Origin of the sequence: Streptomyces sp. NPDC005017 (assembly GCF_042873115.1) — a bacterium.
In the GTDB taxonomy this organism is placed as follows: Bacteria; Actinomycetota; Actinomycetes; order Streptomycetales; family Streptomycetaceae; genus Streptomyces.
In genome coordinates this window covers 326,261-345,580 of record NZ_JBIALD010000001.1, presented here as the reverse complement: position 1 = coordinate 345,580, position 19,320 = coordinate 326,261, and the positions used below count along the sequence as shown (strand labels likewise).

At 74.8% G+C, this 19,320-nt stretch carries 19 protein-coding genes; 12 read left to right on the top strand and 7 right to left on the bottom strand.

Features of this window, described 5'->3' with window-relative positions; translation table 11 throughout:
• Nucleotides 1–40: 40 nt before the first annotated feature.
• The 3 genes from ACFYR0_RS01465 to ACFYR0_RS01455 all read right to left on the bottom strand — a co-directional run bounded on the left by ACFYR0_RS01465 (nucleotide 41) and on the right by ACFYR0_RS01455 (nucleotide 2,307).
• Nucleotides 41–337 carry a hypothetical protein gene (locus ACFYR0_RS01465; RefSeq protein WP_386385418.1) on the bottom strand — a complete coding sequence of 99 codons (297 nt, stop codon included), beginning with the start codon at nucleotides 335–337 and terminating at the stop codon, nucleotides 41–43.
• 596 nt (nucleotides 338–933) lie between these two features.
• Complete coding sequence (locus tag ACFYR0_RS01460) at nucleotides 934–1,800, bottom strand: hypothetical protein (RefSeq protein ID WP_389320435.1); 867 nt, start codon at nucleotides 1,798–1,800, stop codon at nucleotides 934–936.
• Nucleotides 1,801–2,067: 267 nt separating this feature from the next.
• Complete coding sequence (locus tag ACFYR0_RS01455) at nucleotides 2,068–2,307, bottom strand: chaplin (RefSeq protein WP_386387346.1); 240 nt, start codon at nucleotides 2,305–2,307, stop codon at nucleotides 2,068–2,070.
• A gap of 237 nt (nucleotides 2,308–2,544) precedes the next feature.
• On the opposite strand from ACFYR0_RS01455, the gene ACFYR0_RS01450 reads away from it, so the two are divergent.
• From ACFYR0_RS01450 to ACFYR0_RS01410, 9 genes are all read left to right on the top strand, one after another.
• On the top strand, nucleotides 2,545–2,796 hold the full coding sequence (locus tag ACFYR0_RS01450; protein WP_389320432.1) for a hypothetical protein: 252 nt from the start codon (nucleotides 2,545–2,547) through the stop codon (nucleotides 2,794–2,796).
• 50 nt (nucleotides 2,797–2,846) lie between these two features.
• The gene (locus ACFYR0_RS01445; RefSeq protein WP_389320429.1) at nucleotides 2,847–4,115 is read left to right on the top strand and encodes a glycosyltransferase; all 1,269 of its coding nucleotides are present in this window, start codon (nucleotides 2,847–2,849) and stop codon (nucleotides 4,113–4,115) included.
• On the top strand, nucleotides 4,112–5,533 hold the full coding sequence (locus tag ACFYR0_RS01440; RefSeq protein ID WP_389320427.1) for a sugar transferase: 1,422 nt from the start codon (nucleotides 4,112–4,114) through the stop codon (nucleotides 5,531–5,533). The genes ACFYR0_RS01445 and ACFYR0_RS01440 overlap by 4 nt, the downstream gene beginning before the upstream one ends.
• A gap of 4 nt (nucleotides 5,534–5,537) precedes the next feature.
• The gene (locus tag ACFYR0_RS01435) at nucleotides 5,538–6,908 is read left to right on the top strand and encodes an O-antigen ligase family protein (RefSeq protein ID WP_389320424.1); all 1,371 of its coding nucleotides are present in this window, start codon (nucleotides 5,538–5,540) and stop codon (nucleotides 6,906–6,908) included.
• Between the two features lie 353 nt (nucleotides 6,909–7,261).
• Nucleotides 7,262–9,034 carry a murein biosynthesis integral membrane protein MurJ gene (murJ, locus tag ACFYR0_RS01430; protein ID WP_389321101.1) on the top strand — a complete coding sequence of 591 codons (1,773 nt, stop codon included), beginning with the start codon at nucleotides 7,262–7,264 and terminating at the stop codon, nucleotides 9,032–9,034.
• The gene (locus ACFYR0_RS01425; protein ID WP_389320421.1) at nucleotides 9,018–9,770 is read left to right on the top strand and encodes a polysaccharide deacetylase family protein; all 753 of its coding nucleotides are present in this window, start codon (nucleotides 9,018–9,020) and stop codon (nucleotides 9,768–9,770) included. The genes murJ and ACFYR0_RS01425 overlap by 17 nt, the downstream gene beginning before the upstream one ends.
• Complete coding sequence (locus tag ACFYR0_RS01420; RefSeq protein WP_389320418.1) at nucleotides 9,767–10,915, top strand: glycosyltransferase; 1,149 nt, start codon at nucleotides 9,767–9,769, stop codon at nucleotides 10,913–10,915. The genes ACFYR0_RS01425 and ACFYR0_RS01420 overlap by 4 nt, the downstream gene beginning before the upstream one ends.
• Nucleotides 10,915–11,571: a lipopolysaccharide biosynthesis protein gene (locus ACFYR0_RS01415; protein ID WP_389320415.1), complete on the top strand. Its 657-nt coding sequence runs from the start codon at nucleotides 10,915–10,917 to the stop codon at nucleotides 11,569–11,571. Before ACFYR0_RS01420 ends, ACFYR0_RS01415 begins: the two co-directional genes overlap by 1 nt.
• Entirely contained in the window at nucleotides 11,568–12,677 is a 1,110-nt protein-coding gene (locus ACFYR0_RS01410) for a GNAT family N-acetyltransferase (RefSeq protein WP_389320413.1), read from the top strand. The genes ACFYR0_RS01415 and ACFYR0_RS01410 overlap by 4 nt, the downstream gene beginning before the upstream one ends.
• Nucleotides 12,678–12,708: 31 nt before the next feature.
• On the opposite strand, the gene ACFYR0_RS01405 is transcribed toward ACFYR0_RS01410, so the two are convergent.
• Nucleotides 12,709–13,953 (bottom strand): glycoside hydrolase family 26 protein, encoded by a 1,245-nt coding sequence (locus ACFYR0_RS01405; RefSeq protein WP_389320410.1) that lies wholly within the window; start codon nucleotides 13,951–13,953, stop codon nucleotides 12,709–12,711.
• A gap of 132 nt (nucleotides 13,954–14,085) precedes the next feature.
• On the opposite strand from ACFYR0_RS01405, the gene ACFYR0_RS01400 reads away from it, so the two are divergent.
• A complete protein-coding gene (locus ACFYR0_RS01400) occupies nucleotides 14,086–15,372 on the top strand; it encodes an ATP-grasp domain-containing protein (RefSeq protein WP_389320408.1) in 1,287 nt (428 codons plus the stop codon).
• A gap of 106 nt (nucleotides 15,373–15,478) precedes the next feature.
• On the opposite strand, the gene ACFYR0_RS01395 is transcribed toward ACFYR0_RS01400, so the two are convergent.
• The 3 genes from ACFYR0_RS01395 to ACFYR0_RS01385 form a co-directional block, all read right to left on the bottom strand.
• Complete coding sequence (locus tag ACFYR0_RS01395) at nucleotides 15,479–16,279, bottom strand: LPXTG cell wall anchor domain-containing protein (RefSeq protein ID WP_389320405.1); 801 nt, start codon at nucleotides 16,277–16,279, stop codon at nucleotides 15,479–15,481.
• A gap of 109 nt (nucleotides 16,280–16,388) precedes the next feature.
• On the bottom strand, nucleotides 16,389–16,616 hold the full coding sequence (locus ACFYR0_RS01390; protein ID WP_386380628.1) for a chaplin: 228 nt from the start codon (nucleotides 16,614–16,616) through the stop codon (nucleotides 16,389–16,391).
• 304 nt (nucleotides 16,617–16,920) lie between these two features.
• Nucleotides 16,921–17,334, bottom strand: a complete 414-nt coding sequence (locus ACFYR0_RS01385) for a rodlin (protein WP_389320402.1) — start codon at nucleotides 17,332–17,334, stop codon at nucleotides 16,921–16,923.
• Nucleotides 17,335–17,626: 292 nt separating this feature from the next.
• Here ACFYR0_RS01385 and ACFYR0_RS01380 point away from each other — a divergent pair, with 292 nt between their 5' ends.
• Nucleotides 17,627–18,025 (top strand): rodlin, encoded by a 399-nt coding sequence (locus ACFYR0_RS01380; protein ID WP_389320399.1) that lies wholly within the window; start codon nucleotides 17,627–17,629, stop codon nucleotides 18,023–18,025.
• Nucleotides 18,026–18,132: 107 nt separating this feature from the next.
• Complete coding sequence (locus ACFYR0_RS01375) at nucleotides 18,133–19,146, top strand: LCP family protein (RefSeq protein WP_389320396.1); 1,014 nt, start codon at nucleotides 18,133–18,135, stop codon at nucleotides 19,144–19,146.
• Nucleotides 19,147–19,320 lie beyond the last annotated feature (174 nt).

The window sequence follows — 19,320 nt, the reverse complement described above, 5'->3', positions numbered from 1 at the left end:
TTCCCGGGCCCCGGAATCGCGGAAAAGGGCCCGGAATTCGTCAGCCCTGGAGCGGCAGGCCGCCGAGCAGACCGCCCGCGGAGTTCAGCGCGGTGGTCGCGCCCTTGACCGTGTTCAGCACGGACTCGGGGTTCTCGGTGTTCAGCGCGTCCGACTGGTGCTGGAGCGGCATCGCGTCGGCGACACCGGGCTGGAGGCGGCCACTGGTGACGTTGTTGACGGCGCCGGTGAGGCTGGTGGGCGTGAGGTCGGCGGAGCTGGCGGCGAACGCGGGTGCGGCGGCACCGGCGAGGGCCAGGGAACCGGCAACGACAGCGGCAGCCTTCAGGGACTTCATCGTGTTCCTTTCTTCGGCAACTCGTGTCACCGGGGGGAATTCTGACGCCGTGCACAACGAGATGACGCCGGAGCGGAAACTCCGAAGGCGGGGGAAATTTCCGTGATCCCGGTTCCGCATGCGGAATTCGGTACGCAGGGAGGCGATCGGTACGCAGGGAGGGGATCGGTTACGCAGGGAGGGGATCGGTTACGCAGGGAGGGGATCGGTTACGCAGGGAGGAGAGCCGGAGCGGGACCGGTCGCAGGGAGGAGAAGGGAGGAGAGCCGGAGGGCGACCGGAGCGGGACCGGTCGCAGGGAGGAGAAGGGAGGAGAGCCGGAGGGCGACCGGAGCGAGGCCGGTCGCAGGGAGGAGAGCCGGAGGGCGACCGGAGCGAGGCCGGTCGCAGGGAGGAGAGCCGGAGGGCGACCGGAGCGAGGCCGGTCGCCGGGAGGGGCCACCTCGCCGACTGCGGGGGAGGGACCGCCTGAACGGCCGTCCCCCGCCGACACGCGCGAGGGGCCGTCCCAACGGCAGCCACAACGGCAGCCACAACGTCCGTCGCCGCCGGCCCGCGCGCGCTGCGGAACCGGCGGTGACGGCCGCGGTGCCGTGTCAGACGAGCGGCGGCAGCCCCGAGGCGGGCAGCGCGGGCGCGTCCACCGGGAGCGGCGGCGCGTCCGCCGGGACGGAGGGCACCTCCACCGGGACGGACGGTGCCTCCGCCGGGACCGAGGGCGCCTCCGGCACCGCGGGTGCCACCGGCAGCTCCGGAGTGCTCGCGGGCAGTTCCGGAGCGCCCGGCGGCAGCTCCGGCGGGCTCACCGGCGGGCCGGGCAGCTGGGGCAGCCCCGGCAGGCTCGGCGCGGGCAGTCCGCCGCCCGGCAGTGCCGAGGCGATCAGGTCGACCAGGCCGGTGACGAGGGCGGTGGCCGCCGGGAGCACACCGGCGACGTTCCCCGAGGTGACGGCCGCGAGCAGTGACTCGACCGCCTTCTGGAGGCCGGCGAGCGCGTCGTCCGGCAGGTCGGCGGACGGCGCCCGGTCGGCGCCGCGGGTGAGGGCGGGCAGCCCCGGCTCGGCGGGGACGGCGGGTGCCGTGGCCGTGTCCGGAGCCATGGGCACCGTGGGCGCGGCGGGTGTCTGAGGAAGCGTCGGGCGGGAGGGGTCCGCGGCCACCGCCTGGGCGACGGCCGCCCGGGCGGCTTCGCCCAGGCGGGTGGCCTGCTCCGCGGTGAGCCGGCCGTTCTCCGCCTTGAGCGCGGTGTCGACGAGGTCGGTGACAGGGGTGAGGGTGCCTATGTCGCCCAGGTTCTCGACCTGGGCGAGGAGCGAGTCGGCCCCGGGGACGGGCGCTCGGGACGCCGCCCGGGTGCGCTCCTGACCGGAACCGCTGCCGGCCGCGGCCGGACCGGCGATCCCGAGAACGAGGGCGGCGCACAGGGCGGTGGTACCGATACGCCTTACGGGCAGACCGCGCATACGTGTTCCTTTCGGTGGTGCGTCAGATCTCGTGTCCACCATGGGAGTGACGTTCGCTCTCCGCAACCGATCGATCACGTCACGCCTCCCACCCGTCGGACCCGATCACCACCCGCGCGGGCATCACCCCAGGCCGAAGGGCCTGTCGAGAGCGATCCGCACCCTCTGCACGGAACCCCCGTTCGGAGCAGGGAACCGTGCACACCCGCAACGACGAGCCGGCCGCCCTCCCTGGGGCGGGAGGACGGCCGGCTTCGCGAGAACGCGTCAGGCGTTGACGCAGGTGTTGCCGAACGCCGGGTTCAGCAGGCCGATCACGTTGACGGTGTTGCCGCAGACGTTGACCGGGACGTGGATCGGAGCCTGGACGACGTTGCCGGACAGCACACCCGGGGAGTGGGCGGCGCCGCCCACCGCGTCGGAGTCGGCGGCGGCCACACCGGCACCGCCGGCGACGGCAGCGACAGCGGCAGAGGTCAGGACCAGGCCCTTCGCGATACGCGACATGGAGAGGAGCTCCTTGGAGATTGACACAAGACACCAGGGCGGGGATGCCCGGCGTTGTGAAAACGCATGGCACGCCGATGAGTTGTGCCGCCAATGGGGTGATCTCACCGAAGGCCAGACTTCACGATTCCGACACACATGCCCATTTTCGGAGGATTAGTACGGATAACGGCTACAGTTGCGGACCTCCCGACCCGCCCTTATAGCCAGCAAATCGCACGAAAGGGAAAGCCGGTCATGCGCATTCCCCCGGGTCCCCCGCGGAACGCCGTCGCCGAACCTCCGGACGACGTGCCGATTTCGACGGCCGGCGGGGCGGCGGGGGCGCGCGAACCGGCGTACGCACACGGCCCGGCCCCCGGCCCGGAGGCGTTCGAACGGACCGCGGGTCTGCGGCGCGGCGGTGACCAGCCGGGCTCCCGACTCGTTCCCTCACGGGACGCGGCATGGGCCGGCGTGCTCTCCGTCGCCGTCGGCGCCCAGCAGTGAAGCGCGTTCCCGCACGTCCCCAGCGTCATCCGTGAGCGAGGAAACCGCGCATGCACCAGTCAGCAACCGACCCCCCGCCGCGGGTCCTGCACGTCACGCAGCCGGTGGACGGCGGGGTGGCCCGGGTGGTCGTCCAGCTGGTCGGCGCCCAGCTCGCGGCCGGGCTGCGGGTGAGCGTGGCCTGCCCCGACGGGCCGCTGACCGGCCTGCTGCACCAGGCCGGCGCCGAGGTGCTGCACTGGCCGGCGACCCGCTCGCCCGGCCCCGCGCTGGCCCGGGAGGTGCGCTCCCTCGGCCGTCTGGCCGGGGAGGTACGGCCCGAACTGGTGCACGCGCACAGCGCGAAGGCGGGTCTGGCGGCACGGCTCGCGCTGCGCGGGCGGATCCCGACGGTGTTCCAGCCGCACGCCTGGTCGTTCGAGGCGGTCGGCGGCGCCACCGCCGCGCTCGCCCTCAACTGGGAACGGTTCGGAGCGCGTTGGGCGCGGCGAACGGTGTGTGTCAGCGAGGCCGAGCGGCGGCGGGGGGTGCGCGCGGGGATCGCCGCGCGGTGGAGCGTCGTCCCGAACGGCGTCGACACCGAGGCCTTCCACCCGGCCGCCGTGGACACCGTACGGGCGTCCCTGCTGCCGGACTGCGACCCCGCCGCCCCGCTGGTGGTGTGCGTCGGGCGGCTGTGCGAACAGAAGGGGCAGGACGTCCTGCTCGAGGCCTGGCGCAGGGTGCTGCGGCGGGTGCCCCGGGCGCGGCTCGCGCTCGTCGGGGACGGCCCCCTGCGCGAGCAACTCGCCGCGGTGGCACCGGAGTCGGTGCTGTTCGCCGGTGCGGTGGCCGACCCCGTGCCCTGGTACCAGGCCGCCGATCTGGTGGTGCTGCCCTCGCGCTGGGAGGGCATGGCGCTGGCGCCGCTGGAGGCGATGGCGTGCGGGCGCCCGGTGCTGCTGACGGACGTGGACGGCTCCCGGGAGAGCCTGCCGTCCGGGCTGGCGCCCCGCTGCCTGGTGCCCCCGATGGCCCCGGCCGCGCTCGCCGAGGCCCTCGCCGCGCTGCTGCTCGACCCGATGCAGCGCGAGTCCCTCGGCCACCAGGGACGCCGCCACGTCCTCGCCTCGCACGACGTACGGCACACCACGGGCGCGGTCACGGACCTGTACCGCGAACTGCTCGGCGGCGCACGGCGAACGGCCTGCCCGGCGGCGGATCTCCCGCCCACCGGGGACCCCGGCCCGGCCGAGGCCCCCGCGCCCCGCCCCACGCTCACCGAGGACCCTGCGGCGCGTCCCGCGCCCACCGAGGACAGGGAGCACATCCACTCGTGACCGCGGAAAGCACCGTCCCCTCGCCCGGCACGCAGGCACGGGACCACGGACCGACGCCCCTCACCCTGGTACCGCGCAGCCATCGCCGCGCCTCGGGCTTCCTGTTCCCCGCGCGCAGACCCAGAGCCCGCCCCGCGTCCCCGCTGCCACTGATCGCCGCCGACACCACGGCCGCGCTGCTGGGCACCCTGGCCCTGACCGACCGGCACCCGGTGCTGGTGGGGCTGCTGGTGGCCGCGGCGTTGCTGCTGCGCCCGCACCGGACCGTGCGGATGCCGGGCGTACTCGACGAACTCCCCGCCGTCTGCGGGCGGATCGTGGTCGTCTGGCTGGGCCTGGCCGCAACTCTCGCGGCGTACTCCCCGCACGCCGCGCTGTCCGCCCGCACCCTGGCCCTCGGCGTCCTGACGCAGTCGGCGACGGCCATGACCGGGCGGGCCCTCGTGCACCGGCGGCGCCGGACCGCGCTGCTGCGCCGCCCCCGCGCGGCTCTCGTCGTCGGCCCGGCGCCCACCGCGCAGCGGGTGGCCGCGGCCGTGCTGCGCCACCCGCGCTGCGGGGTGCGGCCGGTCGGTGTCGTCGCGGCCCACCACGAGGGCGTCGAAGGACTGCCCGTGCTGACCACCGGCGGGGAGGTGCAGCGGGCGCTCATCCAGAACGCCGTACGGGACATCCTCGTCGTGCACCCCTCGGCGCGGGTGCAGCAGGCGCCGCTGCTGCGGGCGCTCGCCGAGTCGGGGTGCGCGGTGTGGGAGCTGGACGCCGACTCGCCCGCCCACGAGGCGCGTGAACTGCTCGCCGGGTTCTCCTGCCGCAGGCTGCGGCTCGGCTCGGGCCTGCGCGGCAGCGCCGGCAAGCGGGTGCTGGACGTGGTGGTGTCCGGAGCGCTGCTGGTGGCGGTCAGCCCGCTGCTGCTGGTGTGCGCGACGGCGCTGCGGTGCATCTCGGGGCCGGGGGTGGTGTTCCGCCAGGAGCGCATCGGCAAGGACGGGCGCCCCTTCACCCTGCTGAAGCTGCGCACCTACCGCCCGATGGACGCGCACGAGGCCGCCACCCGCTGGAGCGTGGCGAACCAGCGGGACATGCCGTGGTTCTGCCGCTTCCTGCGCCGCACCTCGCTGGACGAACTGCTCCAGCTGTGGAACGTCTTCCGCGGCGACATGAGCCTGGTCGGCCCGCGCCCCGAACGGCCCTACTTCGTAGGCCAGTTCAGCCAGACCCATCCCGGTTACGCGGCCCGCCACCGGATGCGCACCGGCATCACCGGGCTGGCCCAGATCAACGGGCTGCGCGGCGACACCTCCATCGAGGACCGGGCCCGCTTCGACAACGCCTACATCGACAACTGGTCGCTGTGGCAGGACGTCTGCATCCTGGCCCGCACCGCGTCCACGCTCGTCCGCCCGACGGGGAGCTGACCCGATGAGCCTCGCCCTGCCGCCGACACCCCGCCGGACACCGTCGCCGGTGTGGCCGGTGGTGGCCGTGGTCGCCCTGCTCGGCCTGCCGATCGCCCCCGGCGGGGAGGGCGGCGCGGGCCCCGCCGACGCGCTGTCCGCGCTGGTCGTCGGCTTCTGCGCGGTCCGTCTGCTGCGGCAGCGGCGCCGTCCGCTGAGCCGGACGGCGGCGATCGTGCTGGCCCTGCCGGTGGTGGGGCTGACGCTGGCCGCGGTCGGCGCGTCCTCGCCGGGGGCCGGGCTGGCCGGACTCGGCCGCTATCTCCAGGTGTTCGTGCTGGTCCCGGCGGCGGTGCTGCTGCTGGTCCGGGACCGGGCCGACTTCCGGCTGCTGGCCTGGGCGTTCGTGGCCCTGGCCGGCTGGGAGGGCGCGGTCGGCGTCCACCAGTACGTCACCGGCACCGGCGCCTCCTACCAGGGCCGGACGCTGCGGGCGGTGGGCACCTTCGGCGCGCAGGACGTGATGGGCATGGCGACCGTGGTGTCGTTCGGCCTGGTCTGCGCGGTCGGACTCGCCCTCGGGCGCGGGCCGTTCAGGCAGCGCGCCATCGCCCTGGCCTGCGCCCTCGCGCTGCTGGTGCCGCTCGCGCTGTCGTTCAGCCGGGGCGCCTGGATCGCCACGGCCGTGACCTGCGTGGTGCAACTGTGCCTGGCCGGGCCGCGGCGGGCGCTGAAGGCGGCCGCGGCCGCCCTGGCCGCCGGTGTGCTGCTGGTCGGCGGCCTCGGGTTCGGCACGGCCATGCTCCAGGAGCGCATCGCCAGCATCACCCAGGTCACCGACGCGCCCGACCAGTCGGTCACCGACCGGTACAGCCTGTGGGCGGCGGCGACCGGGATGTGGCGCGAGCGGCCGCTGACGGGAGTGGGTCTCAAGGGCTTCCCCGAGCACCGCGACGCGCACGCCTCGCTCGCCCTGTCCTCGGGCAGCGACACCGAGGGCGCGGGGGCCGCCTTTCGCAGGCAGCCGCTGCTGTCCCCGCACAACATGTATCTGCTGGTCCTCGCCGAGCAGGGGCTGATCGGACTGCTCGCCCTCGCCGGGAGCTGGCTGGCCCTGCTGGTCTGCGCCCTGCGCCGGCTGCCCCGCGCCCACCGCACGGGCACCGGCCTCGACTGCGCGCTGGTCTCCTGCGGCCTGCTGACCTGGCAGCTGACCGACTTCTTCTACGCCGACATCGGCGGCCCCTCGACCGTGCTGACGGCCGTGTCCTTCGGGCTCGCGGCGTGGTGGGCACTGGCGAGCGGAGCGGACGCGGCGCCCGGCGGCCCGGCCCGCGCGCAGGGGGTCGCGGCGCCCGGCGGTCCGGCGTCCGCCGAGGAGGTCGCGGCGCGATGACCGTGACGCCCTCACGGCCGCCCCGGGCCGAGGACGCGGCGGGCCTGCCGCCGGCCCGTCCCGGCGAGCGGGCCGGGGAGGAGCCCGGGTATCCCCTGGGCGCGGCGGGCCCCACCGCCCCCACCGGCCGCGCGACCGGCAGGCTGTACGCCTCGGACGTGGCTGCCGTACGGACCGGACAACCGACGGCGAACGAAGCCGCCGTACCGACCGGACAACCGACGGCGAACGAAGCCGCCGTACCGACCGGACAACCGACGGCGAACGAAGCCGCCGTACCGACCGCAAAATCGGCCTCCACGGCCCGGCCCGCGCCCCGTCCCGCCGCCCCGACCGGGCACACCACCGGAGAGCTGCACACCCCGGACGCCCCCACGGCACCGGCCGGGCACGCCTCAGTCGGCCGGAACACCCAGGCCTCGCCACACCCGCGTACTCAGGCCTCCCCGCACCCGCGTACTCCGGCCCCGCCCACCGCCCGCACCCACCGCTCCACCGGGCACCTTCCTCCCGTTCCTCCCGCCGGCCCTCCCCCGCGCCCCGGCGACCCCGCCGGGCTCCCCCACCCCACCAGCCGGTTCCTGGCCCGTGCCGCGCTGGTCACCGCGTTCCTGTCGATGGCCGGGGCGGTGCTCGGCCTGGTGCGCGACCAGGCGCTGGCGAGGCTGTTCGGGGCGGGGAGCGGCACGGACGCGTTCCTGGTCGCCTGGACCGTGCCGGAGTTCGCGGCCACCCTGCTGATCGAGGACGGCCTCGCGTTCGCGCTGATCCCCGCGTTCAGCGTGGCCCTGGCGCGGCGGGCCCGGGGAGGCGGCGGGGACCCGGTGCGGGCGCTGGTGGCGGCCACCCTGCCCCGGCTGGCCCTGGCCCTGGTCGCGGCCGGCGGACTGCTGGTGCTGATCGCGCCGTGGCTGGTCGGGGCCCTGGCCCCCGGCCTGCCCGACCCCGGCCTGGCCGTCGACTGCACCCGGCTCACCGCGACCTGCGTGGTCAGCTTCGGTCTCGCCGGGTACTGCAGCGCCGTCCTGCGGGCGCACCGCCGTTTCCTCGCCCCGGCGGCGATCTACGTCGCGTACAACACCGGCATCATCACCGGCATGTTCGTCCTCGGTGGGCGCTGGGGGGTGCGCTCGGCGGCGGCCGGTGTGGCGGTGGGCGGCTGTCTGATGTTCCTCGTCCAGCTCCCCTCGCTGATGCGGCAGTTGCGCCGCACCGCGCCGCGCGAGCCGGGCCGGGGGCGGGAGCGGGACCGCAGGGTGGGGATCGCCCTGGTCGCCACCGTGCTGCTGTTCGCCCTGTGCCGTCAGTCCCAGATCCTCGTCGAGCGGTTCCTCGCCTCGCACCTGCCCTCCGGCGCCATCTCGCATCTCAACTACGCCCAGAAGGTGGCGCAGATGCCGATGGTGCTGTCGCTGATGCTGTGCACGGTCACCTTCCCGGTGGTCGCCCGCGCACTCGCCGACGGCGACACCGAGCGCGCCCGCGGCCGGGTGGAGCGGGACCTGGCGCTGGCCGCGTGCATGGTGCTGCTGGGCACGGCGGCGGTGGTCGCGTGCGCCCCGCAGATGATCGAACTCCTCTTCCAGCGCGGCGCGTTCACCGCGCGGGACACCGAGGCCACGGCCGGAGTCATGCGGGTGTACGCGCTCGGACTGCTCGGGCAGACCCTGGTCGGGGTCCTGGCCCGCTCCTACTTCTCCGCGGCCCGCGCCAGCTGGTACCCGGTCGGCGCGATGGCCCTCGGCATCCTCGCCACGACCTGGACCGGCGTCCTCGCCGTCGGCCCCTGGGGGGTGCTCGGCATCGCCGCCGCCAACGCCGCCGGGATCACCGTCACCGCCGCGCTGATGCTGGCTGGCACGCGCGGCCGGGGCGTCCCCGTCCGGCTCCGGCCGGTGCTGGGCGAGCTGAGCCGTCCGGTGCTGGCGGCGCTGGCCGCGGGCGCCGCCGGGGCGTTCGCCGCGAGCCGCTTCGAGGGGGCGCTGCCCGGCCTGGCCGCGGGCGGCACCACCGTCACCATCGTCTTCGTCCTGCTGGGCTGGGCGCTGGGCGCCCAGGGCATCGCACCGGCACTCCGATCCGTACGTCCCGCGACCCTAAGGCGCCCCTATGGCCGTAACCGTTGACACCGGCAGATCACCGTCGAGGACGTCCGCCCCCTGGGTGGCCATGTACCACTCGGTGGCCGACTGCGCCGACGACCCCTACCGCATCACCGTCACCCCCGAACGGCTCGACGGACAGCTGGCCTGGCTGCGCAGACGCGGTCTGACCGGTGTCGGGATGGCCGAACTGCTGGCCGCCCGGGCCCGCGGCCGGGCGCAGGGGCTGGTCGGGCTGACCTTCGACGACGGGTACGCCGACTTCGTCGACGCCGCCCTGCCGGTGCTGCGCCGCCACGGCTGCAACGCCACCCTGTTCGTGCTGCCCGGCCGGCTCGGCGGCGACAACGCCTGGGACCCACTGGGCCCGCGCAAGCCCCTGCTCACCGCCGACGGCATCCGGCACGCGGCCGCCGAGGGCGTGGAGATCGGCTCGCACGGTCTCACCCACGTCGACCTGACCGAGGCGGACGACCGGGTGCTGGCCGCCGAGCTCGGGGAGAGCAGGACGCTGCTCGCGGAGCTGACCGGTGCTCCGGTCGCCGGGTTCTGCTACCCGTACGGGACCGTCGACCGCCGGGTCGTCGACGCCGTCGCGGTCGCGGGCTACGACTACGCCTGTGCCATCGACCCGGGCCCGCTGACCGGTCCGCTCGCCCTGCCCCGGGTGCACATCGGGCAGCGCGACACCGCCGTACGCCTGTATCTCAAGCTCCGGCTGCACGGGCTGCGCCGGCGGCCCGTGGGAGGTCCGCGATGAAGGCGCTCCACGTGATCACCGGGCTCGGGGTGGGCGGCGCGGAGCAGCAACTGCGGCTGCTGCTGCGGCATCTGCCGGTCGACTGCGACGTGGTGACGCTCACCAACCCCGGCGCGGTCGCCGAGGGGCTGGCCGCCGACGGGGTCCGGGTGACCGACCTCGCCATGGTTGGGAACCGCGACCTGGCGGCCCTGCCCCGGCTGGCCCGGCTCATCCGCAGCGGCGGCTACGACCTGGTCCACACGCACCTGTACCGGGCCTGTGTCTACGGCCGGCTCGCCGCGCGGCTGGCCGGGGTGCGGGCGATCGTCGCCACCGAGCACTCGCTGGGCGACTCCCAGATGGAGGGCCGCCGGCTCACCCGGGGTGTGCGCGGCCTGTATCTGGCCACCGAGCGGCTCGGCCGCTCCACCGTCGCCGTCTCGCCGACGGTCGCGGACCGGCTGCGCCGCTGGGGCGTGCCGGCGCCCCGGATCGAGGTCGTCCCCAACGGCATCGACCTGACCCGCTTCCGTTTCGACCCGCTCCTGCGCCATCGCACCCGCCAGCGCCTCGGCCTGCCCGAGGGCGCCTACGTCGTCGGCGGTGTCGGCCGTCTCACCGCCGGCAAGCACTTCGACGTGCTGGTCCGTGCGCTGGCCCTGCTGCCCGGCGACCACTGGCTGCTGCTGGTCGGCGGCGGCCCCGAGGAGAACGTCCTGCAGCGCACCGCGCACGAGGCCGGGGTCGCCGACCGGGTGCTGTTCACCGGAGAGCGCCCTTGTGTGCCGGACGGCTCGCCGGGCCCCGATCTGCCCTCCCTGACCTCCGCGATGGACGTGCTGGCCTCGCCGTCCCCCGAAGAGGCGTTCGGGCTGGCCGTGGTGGAGGCCCTGGCCGCGGGCCTGCCCGTGCTCTACGCCTCCTGCCCCGCCGTCGAGGACCTGCCGCCGGGCGCGGCCGGTACCGCCCGCCGTGTCACGGGCGGAGCCGGGGAGTTCGCGCGCGCGGTCACCGAGGTCCGCGCGTCCGCCCCCGCGCCGCGCACCGCCCCCGAGGCGGCCCGGCACTACAGCATCACCCGCAGCGCCGCCCGGCTCATGGACGTGTACGCGGCGGCGGTCGCCCCCTCGTCGTCCCCCTCAGCCCAGGAAGTGAGCTCCTGATGACCGACAACCCCACCGCCCAGCACCGCGCGCCCCGCCCGCTGGCCCGCGCCAGGTCCCTGCCGCCGTGGACGGTGATCGCAGCCGGCGTGCTGGCCGGGGGTGTGCTGGGCGGCGCGTACGGCGCGCTGAAGACGCCGTCGTACACCGCGACCGCGTACGTCGTCGCCGTCCCCGCCGACAAGGCCGACCCGGCGGCCGCGCTCGGCTTCGCCCAGGCGTACGGCCGGGTCGCCACCCAGGTGGCGGTGCTCGGCGACGCCCAGGTGTGGGCGGGCGTGCCGGCGGCGACGCTCCGGTCCGCCGTGACGACCGCGACGTCCCCGGACGCCCCGATGGTCGCTGTCTCCGCCACCTCCTCGCGGCCCGACCTGGCCGCCGACATGGCCAACGCCGTCTCCCGTGCGCTGACCCGGCACGCGGCCGACAGTTCGGGCGCCACCAACGTGGAACTCCAGCAGTTCGCCCGTGCCGTCAAGCCCGTCGAGCCGTCCTCCGCGTCCCCGGCGCTGACCGGCCTGGTCGGCGCGAGCGCGGGCGGGCTGCTGGGCGGCATGGTCCTGCTGGTCCGGCCCCGGCGGGTCCCGCGCGCCGCGGAAGCCGCGGCCTCCCTGCCCGCCCCGGCCGTCGCCGCCGACACCCGCGGCGCCCTGTGAAGGCGTCGTACACCTCCGAACTGATCACCACCGACGCCGGTTTCGCCGCCCTGGCCGCCGACTGGGGCCGCCTGTACCGCCGTTGCGCCGCCGCGACACCGTTCCAGAGCCATCCCTGGCTGCACTCGTGGTGGCTGTCGTACGGCCGGCGCGGGCGGCTGCGGCTGCTCCTGGTCCGCGCGCCGGGGGGCGAACCGGTGGCCGCCGCGCCGCTGATGGCCGTACGACGTCCGCTGCCCGCGCTGGTGCCGATCGGCGGGGCGATCTCCGACTACGCGGACGTCCTGCTGGACGACGCGCACGCCGAGGGCGCGGTCGCGGCGCTCACCGAGGGGCTCGCGGCGGCCGCCCGCAGCGCGCTGATCGACTTCCGCGAGGTCCGGCCGGGCGCCGCCGCCGAGCGGGTCTTCGACCGCTGGGACGGCCCGCGCCACCGGGTGAGCGACTCCGTGTGCCTGGAGCTGCCCGCGCTGCCCATGGACGAGCTGGTCGCGCGGCTGCCCTCCGCCAAGGCGCAGCAGCGGGTGCGCGCCAAGCTGCGCAAACTGCGCGCGCTCGGTGTGCACCGCTCCGTCGTGCGCCCCGACGGGGTGGACGACGCGCTGCGCCGGCTGCTGGAGCTGCACCGGCTCCAGTGGCAGGGCCGCAAGGTGACCGGCGAGCATCTGCGGCCCCGGTTCGGGGAGCATCTGGCGCGCTCGGTCGGCCCGATGGTGCGCTCCGGCGACGCGGTGGTCACCGAGTTCCGGCTGGACGACGACGTGGTCGCGGTCGATCTGACCCTGATGTCGCCGCGCCTGGCCGGCGGCTATCTCTACGGCGCCCACCCCCGGCTGCGCGAGCGGAAGGCGGACGTGGCGGTGATGCTCCTGGACGCCTGCGCCGAGCACACCCGCGGCGGCGGTCACGGCACGCTGAGCCTGCTGCGCGGGAACGAGCCGTACAAGCACCACTGGCGTCCCGAACCGGTCGTCAACCAGCGGCTGCTGCTGGCCCGTCGGCGCACCGCCCCGCTGCTCGGTGCCGCCCTCGCCGAGGTCGCGGCCCGGCAGCGGGCCAAGGAACTGCTGCGCCGGAAGGAGCACGACGGTGGCGGCGGGTCCTGAGAGGGCCCGCCGCCACCCGGCGCGTGCGCGGTCAGCGCAGCCGCGACCACCAGTCGAACTTGAGGCACAGCTTCCCGCCGAGCCAGTGCTCGACCCAGTCGCCCAGCTCCACCGGCGAGCAGTTCGCCGGGGGCTGGGTGGGTGTGGTCGGTGTCGGGGTGGGCACCGTCGGCGTCGGGGCGGGCGTCGGCTCCTGCGGGCGGGCCGACAGCATCTCGCGGTACACCGCCGAGGCCCCGGGGTTGCGCCCGCACTGCCACACGCCGTGCGGACAGTAGTCCGTCACCGTGTTGTACAGCGGTTTGTGCTGCTCCATCCAGGCGAGCATGCGGCGCATGTACTCGGCGTTGTCGCCGTTGCGGAACAGTCCCCACTCGGGGAAGGAGATGGCCTTCCCGTGGGCCTTCGCGAAGTCCACATGGGCCTGGAGCCCGTACGGCTCCTTCACCTGCTGGTCGAAGGACATGCCCTCCGGCTGGTCGTACGCGTCCATCCCGATGATGTCGACGGTGGCGTCACCGGGATAGCACTGCGTCCACGGCACCGCGTCGCGCCCACGGCTCGGCGTGAAGTCGAACTTGAACTCCTGGCCGGGCACGGACCGCATGGCGGTGACGATCCGGTTCCAGTACGTCTTCCAGGCCGCGGGGTCCGGTCCGCAGCGGTGGGTGTACGTGATGCCGTTCATCTCCCAGCCGAGCACGATCACCGTGTCCGGCACCCGCAGCGCCACCAGCCGTTCGGCCAGGGTGCGGAAGTGACGGTCGAACGCCCCGGACGCGCCCTGCCGCAGCAGCCGGCGCACCTCGGCGTCCGACAGGCCCTCCTCGTTGCGCTCCAGCATGGGCACGTTGAGGACGAACATCCGGTCCTCACGTGCGGTGCGCCAGTCGGCCCACACGTCCAGGAAGCCGGGCAGCCCCTCGATGTTGCTCCAGCGGTCGCCGGGCAGGTAGGTGTGGCCGACCCGTACGTCGGCGCCGCCCAGCCAGGAGCTGAACTCCGCGATCCGGGCCACGCCGCGGGAGCCGTAGTCGAGGTAGGCGCCGAAGGCGGGCCGCTGCTCCGCCGCCGCGGCCGGGGCCGGGGCCTGTGCCGGGGCCGGGTCGCCCGCCGCGGGCGCGGGAGATGCCGCGGGGGCGGGAGGGTCGCCGACGGCCACCACTCCGATTCCCGCGGCAAAACCTGGACCGGACGCCAGGACGGCCGATGCCGCGGCCGTCGCCGCGACCAGCGCCAGGCGCCGGGACCGGGACCGACGTTGCTGTGGGGCCATACCTGCTCCCTTCTTCTCTCTCGCGCTCAGTACTGACACTCAGTCATATGAATGTGCTCCCCGCCAGCGCCGTTACGGCGTCCGTGTGCCCCGCTCGCCCACCCGGGTGATCCGACGTGAGGAAATCCGTCCGTGCCCCTGTTCGATGTCCGTGTTCCCGCGGTGCTGCTGCGGATCGACCGCAATCCCTTCCACCACGGGACGCTCGGGGCGGTCCGTTCCCTGGGCCGGGCGGGCGTGGAGGTCCATGTGGTCGCCGACTGCGCGCGGAGCCCGGTGCGTGCCTCGCGCTTTCTGCGCGGGCTGCACGCCCCGCCGCCGCCCGGCGCGTCCGACGCCGTGGTCACGGAGGTACTGCGCAAGGTCGCCGCCCGGATCGCGCGCCCGGCAGTGCTGGTGCCGATGGACGACGCGGGCGCGGTCGCGGCGGACCGGCTGCGCGGCGAGCTGGCCTCCTCCTATCTGCTGCCCGGCCCCTCCCGCACCGCGCCGGAGCACGTCGCCGACAAGGCGGAGCTGGCCTCGGTGTGCGCGGCGCTGGACGTACCGCATCCGCGGACGCTGCTCCCGGACAGCCCGGCGGAGGCCGCCTCGGCCGCGTGGCGGCTGGGCCTGCCGGTGGTCGCGAAGTGGAGCCGGCCGTGGCTGCTGCCGCCCGGCAGCGGACTGCGCAGCACGGTCCTGGTGCGGTCCGCCCGCGAGGCGCGGGAGCTGCACGCGCGCGGCACGGAGGCGGGCAGCGCGCTGCTGCTCCAGGAGTTCCTGCCGCCGGGCGAGAACCGCGACTGGTTCTTCCACGGCTACGCCGACCGCGGCGGCTCGGTGCGCGGGGGCGGGTCCGGCCGCAAGCTGCGCTCCTGGCCGCGCGCGGCGGGGCTGACCGCCGTCGGCACCTGGACCCCCAACCCGCGGGTGCGGGCGCTCGCCGAGCACCTCACCGCGGGGCTCGGCTACCGCGGTGTCCTCGACCTGGACTTCCGGCTCGGCGGTGCCGGCGACTACCACCTGCTGGACTTCAACCCGCGCCCCGGCGCCCAGTTCCGGCTCTTCGCCGACGGCGCCGGTCTGGACGTCGTCCGCGCGCTGCATCTGGACCTGCCCCACCGTCCGCTGCCGCAGGGGCGGCCGCGGCCGGGGCGGGAGTTCGTCGTGGAGAACTACGCCCCGCTCACCGCTCTGCGGCCGGCGCCCGCGGGCCGGGAGCTGGCCTGGCACGCCGCGGACGACCCGGCGCCGGGCCGGGCGCTGCGCGCGCTGTGGTCGCGGCATGTGGCGGGCCGGCTGCTGGACCGGCTGCCCGCGCCGCGGCAGGAGCCGTCGGCCGGGGCGCCCCGGGTGGTCCGCCAGGGCGGCGCGCCCCTCGGGAACGGCCCGGCCGCGGGCCGGCCCGTGGACGACGAGAGGGCCGGCAGCCACTGAGCCACACGGGCGCCGTACGCACGGGCGCCCCGGGTGACGGCGCGAGGGACGCCACCCGGGGCGCGGGGCGGCCGGCCGGGGCCCGCCGTGGCTCAGCGCTCGGCGCTCAGCGGTGGGAACCGGTCCTGCGGCCCCGGCGGAAGAGCAGGGCGCCGGCCGCGATCAGCGCGGCGCTGACTCCCGAGGCGGCGATCAGGGCTTTGCCGCTGCCGGTGTCGGGCATGTGCGGCGGCCCGCCGGGGTGGCCGGGAGGCTTGGTGCCACCCGTGTGGGGCGGCTGCGTCGGGGGCTGCGTGGTGTGCGGCGGATGGGTCGTCGGCGGGTGCGTGGTGTGCGGGGGCTTGGTGTGGGGCGGTTTGGTGTGCGGGGGCTTGGTGTGCGGGGGGTGCGTGTGCGGGGGCTTCGTGTGGGGCGGCTTCGTGTGCGGGGGGTGGGTCGTCGGCGGGTGCGTGGTGTGCGGAGGCTTCGTGTGGGGCGGCTTCGTGTGCGGGGGCTTGGTGTGCGGCGGGGACGTCGTCTGCGGCGGGGAGGACGGGGTGTCGCCGTAGCCGCCGTCGGAGTCCTCGTCGCCGTAGCCGCCGCCGGAGGAGTTCTCGGCGCCGTTGTCGCCGTAGCCGCTCTTGTCGATATAGCCGCCCTCGTCGTCGCAGCGCTGTCCGAAGGGGCCGGCGCCCATGGCGAGCGCGTCGAAGGCCTCGTCGCACAGGCCGGACACGGAGGAGCCGGACGAGGTCTCGCCGTGACCGGAGTCGTCCGGGGCGGTCCGGTGGGTGCCCGACGTCGCGCCGGGCGAGGCGGAGGCGGTCCCGCCGGACACGTAGTCCGCGAGGGCGGGGCTGCCGCACAGGGCCAGGATGCTCGTCGCGGCGGCGGCCGCGACCATTCCCCTGCTCAGGGTCTGACGCACGCTCGTTTCTTCCTGCTCGATGGGATGAGAAAGGCCGGCCCCGGAACGGTGTTGAGGATCGCTCCGGGGCCGGCCTGGGCGCGGCCGCGCGGTGTGCAGTCGAACGACGTCAGTCGTTGACGCAGACGTTGCCGAGCGTCGGGTTGAGCAGGCTGAGCACGTTCACGGAGTTACCGCAGACGTTGACCGGGATGTGCACCGGGATCTGGACGACGTTGCCCGACAGGACCCCCGGGGAGCCGACAGCGACGCCGGTGGCGTCCGAGTCGGCGAAGGCCGGAGCGGCGCCGCCGAGGGCCAGGATCGCGCCCGCGACGAGGGCAGCGGTCTTCTTCATGGACTTTCCCTTCTTCTGCGGTCATGCCTCTTTGACGGCCGAAGCCGAGCGGGCTCGACTGGAGTGGGCCCGCACCATGACCGGCAGGTTGTAGAACGAGGGATAGACGGAAGAGGAAACTGACGAACGCGAGTCGCGGGGGAATTCACTCGTACGTCCGCACATAATTGACGCCCGGTGAGAGCAGCTGAGGAAACGCTTCGCCTGAGCGGAGGAAATTCGGCGGGTAATACGTTTGACATGGACGGGGCCGCCCGGAACGGGTGTGTGAAACACCTCGTTCCGGGCGGCCCCTGACGGTGGATCAGCCGTTCTTCACACCGTTGCCGGACAGCGCCGAGATGTCGCTGAGGATGTGCGACAGCGCCTCGTCGCCCTTGGCCTGGGTGGAGTTCTCGGCGCACTGCTGGTTCTGCGGGGCGGCCAGCACGTTGATGTCCTGGGCCGAGACCGGCAGCAGCACACCGAGGACGGGGCCGACGTTGGCCTTGGCCGGCAGGCCGGCGCAGAGCTTGTTGACGGAGCCCTGCACCAGGGTGGCCTGCGGGCTCATGTCGCCCTTGGTCACCGAGTTGCCGAACGCGGAGTGGGCGCCGTTGCCGCTGGCGGACTTCGTACCGTCGTCGTTACCGATGGCAAGCGCCTGGGGGGCGGCCGCCGCCGCCACGCCCACGACGGACGCGGCGACCGCCGCAGCGGCCATTGCCTTCTTCAGCATTTCGCTTTCCTTTCCTGACCCACCACGCGGGTTTCGTGTCCCGTCACGCGGGTTCTGCTGACCCGTCAAGCGGGTGCCTGCTCCCGCATCAACCCCGGGGCACGGGATTGGTTGCGGGCATTCACCCGGAAGGATCGTCCGGCGGACGGACATTCATGGAATGCGCCCCGAATGCCCCTGGCGCACCTCCGCCCGCGTGGGCCATTCGAGTGAATGGGGGCAACCAAGCACGCCGGGAGGAGTTGGTCAGGAGGCTCCGGTGGACGGGGTTTCTCCAGAAGGGACTTAGCAAGTGATCAAGAAGGTTCTGGCCGTCGCCGCGGTCGCCGCCTCCGTTGCCGGTGCCGCCTCGCCGGCCATGGCGATCGGCAACGACGACGGTACCCACTCCGCCAGCGGCAACGGCGCCTCGCAGTCGTTCGGAAACTCGGCCACGTACGGCAACATGAGCCCGCAGATGGCGCTCATCCAGGGCTCGCTCAACAAGCCCTGCATCGGTCTGCCCGCCAAGGCGAACGTCGGCTCCCTGCTCGGCCTGGTGCCGATCGCGGTCCAGGACGTCAACGTGCTGTCCTCCCCGCAGAACCAGCAGTGCGTCGAGAACTCCACCCAGGCCAAGGGCGACGAGCCGCTGTCGCACATCCTGGACGACATCTCGGTGCTCGCCGGCAACGGCACGGGCAACCACTGACCCTTCGCGCCACTCGGGCTCACCCTGTGAGCCCTGGGGCTGTATTCCGCAGCCCCGCCCAGCGGGCCGCCGAACTCTCGGCGGCCCGCTGGCTTACCTTGCGTCGCGTGACGATCAATAAGACCCTGCGGCTCGCCGTGCCAAGCCTCGCCCTGGCCACCACCGCGGGCCTGCTCGGCGCCGCTGTGCTCCCCGACCGACAGGCGCCGCGCGCCATGAACATCCTGCTGATGGGCACCGACACCCGGGACACCACGACCGCCGAGGAGCAGCGCGAGTTCTACGCGGGCGGTGTCGCCTGCGACTGCACGGACTCGCTGATGCTGGTCCATGTCTCGGCCGACCGGGACCGGGTGAGCGTCGTGAGCCTGCCCCGTGACTCCCTCGCCGAGATCCCCTCGCACCGCGACGCGGACGGCCGGGAGTACCCGGCCCACCCCGCGAAGATCAACGCCGCCTACGCCGAGGGCGGGCCACGGCTCGCCGTCGACACCGTCGAGTCGATGACCGGCGTGGAGGTCGACAGCTACCTCCAGGTGGACTTCCGGCGGTTCATCGACTCCGTCGAGCAGGTCGGCGGGGTCGAGGTGTGCACCGCGCGCACGCTGCGGGACCCCGCCACCAAGCTCGACCTGTCGCCCGGCACGCACAGGCTCGGCGGCGGTCAGTCGCTCCAGTACGTGCGCGCCCGCAAGACGGACGGCAGCGCCGACCTCGGGCGCATCCAGCGCCAGCACCGGTTCCTGGTCGCGGCGCTGAGGGGCCTGCAGGGGCGCGGTCTGCTCGCCGACCCCGCGCGCATGAAGCCGCTGGCGCGGACCCTGATGGGGCAGGTGGAGCAGGGACTCGACGCGGGCGGGCTGCTGGAGCTGGCGGCGGCCCTGCAGAAGGTGCCGCCCTCGGCGACGGAGTTCGCCACGGTGCCGGTCGCGGGGTTCAACCCGGAGATCCCGAAGGTCGGTTCGACGCTGGCCTGGGACCGTACGAAGTCCGCCGAGATGTTCACCAAGCTGCGTGAGGACCGGCCGCTGCTCGAGGCCGGTGAGAATCCCCTGCCCAAGGACCCGCCCGGTTTCGATCCCGCCCCGCCCGTGCGCGGCAGCGCGCTGGCCTGCGACTGAGCCGCGCTCGAAGGCGGCCCGGGCACACGTCCGGGCCCGTCGCGGGTGGGCGGAGTGGGCGGGGGAGGTGTGTGGGCGGCGCGGGTCGCGGCGCGTCCGGGGGCGTTCGTCCCATGATCGGAGTGCGCTGCGCCGATCGGGGGGTTTTCCGCAACCCCGGCCCCGTTCCTGCCG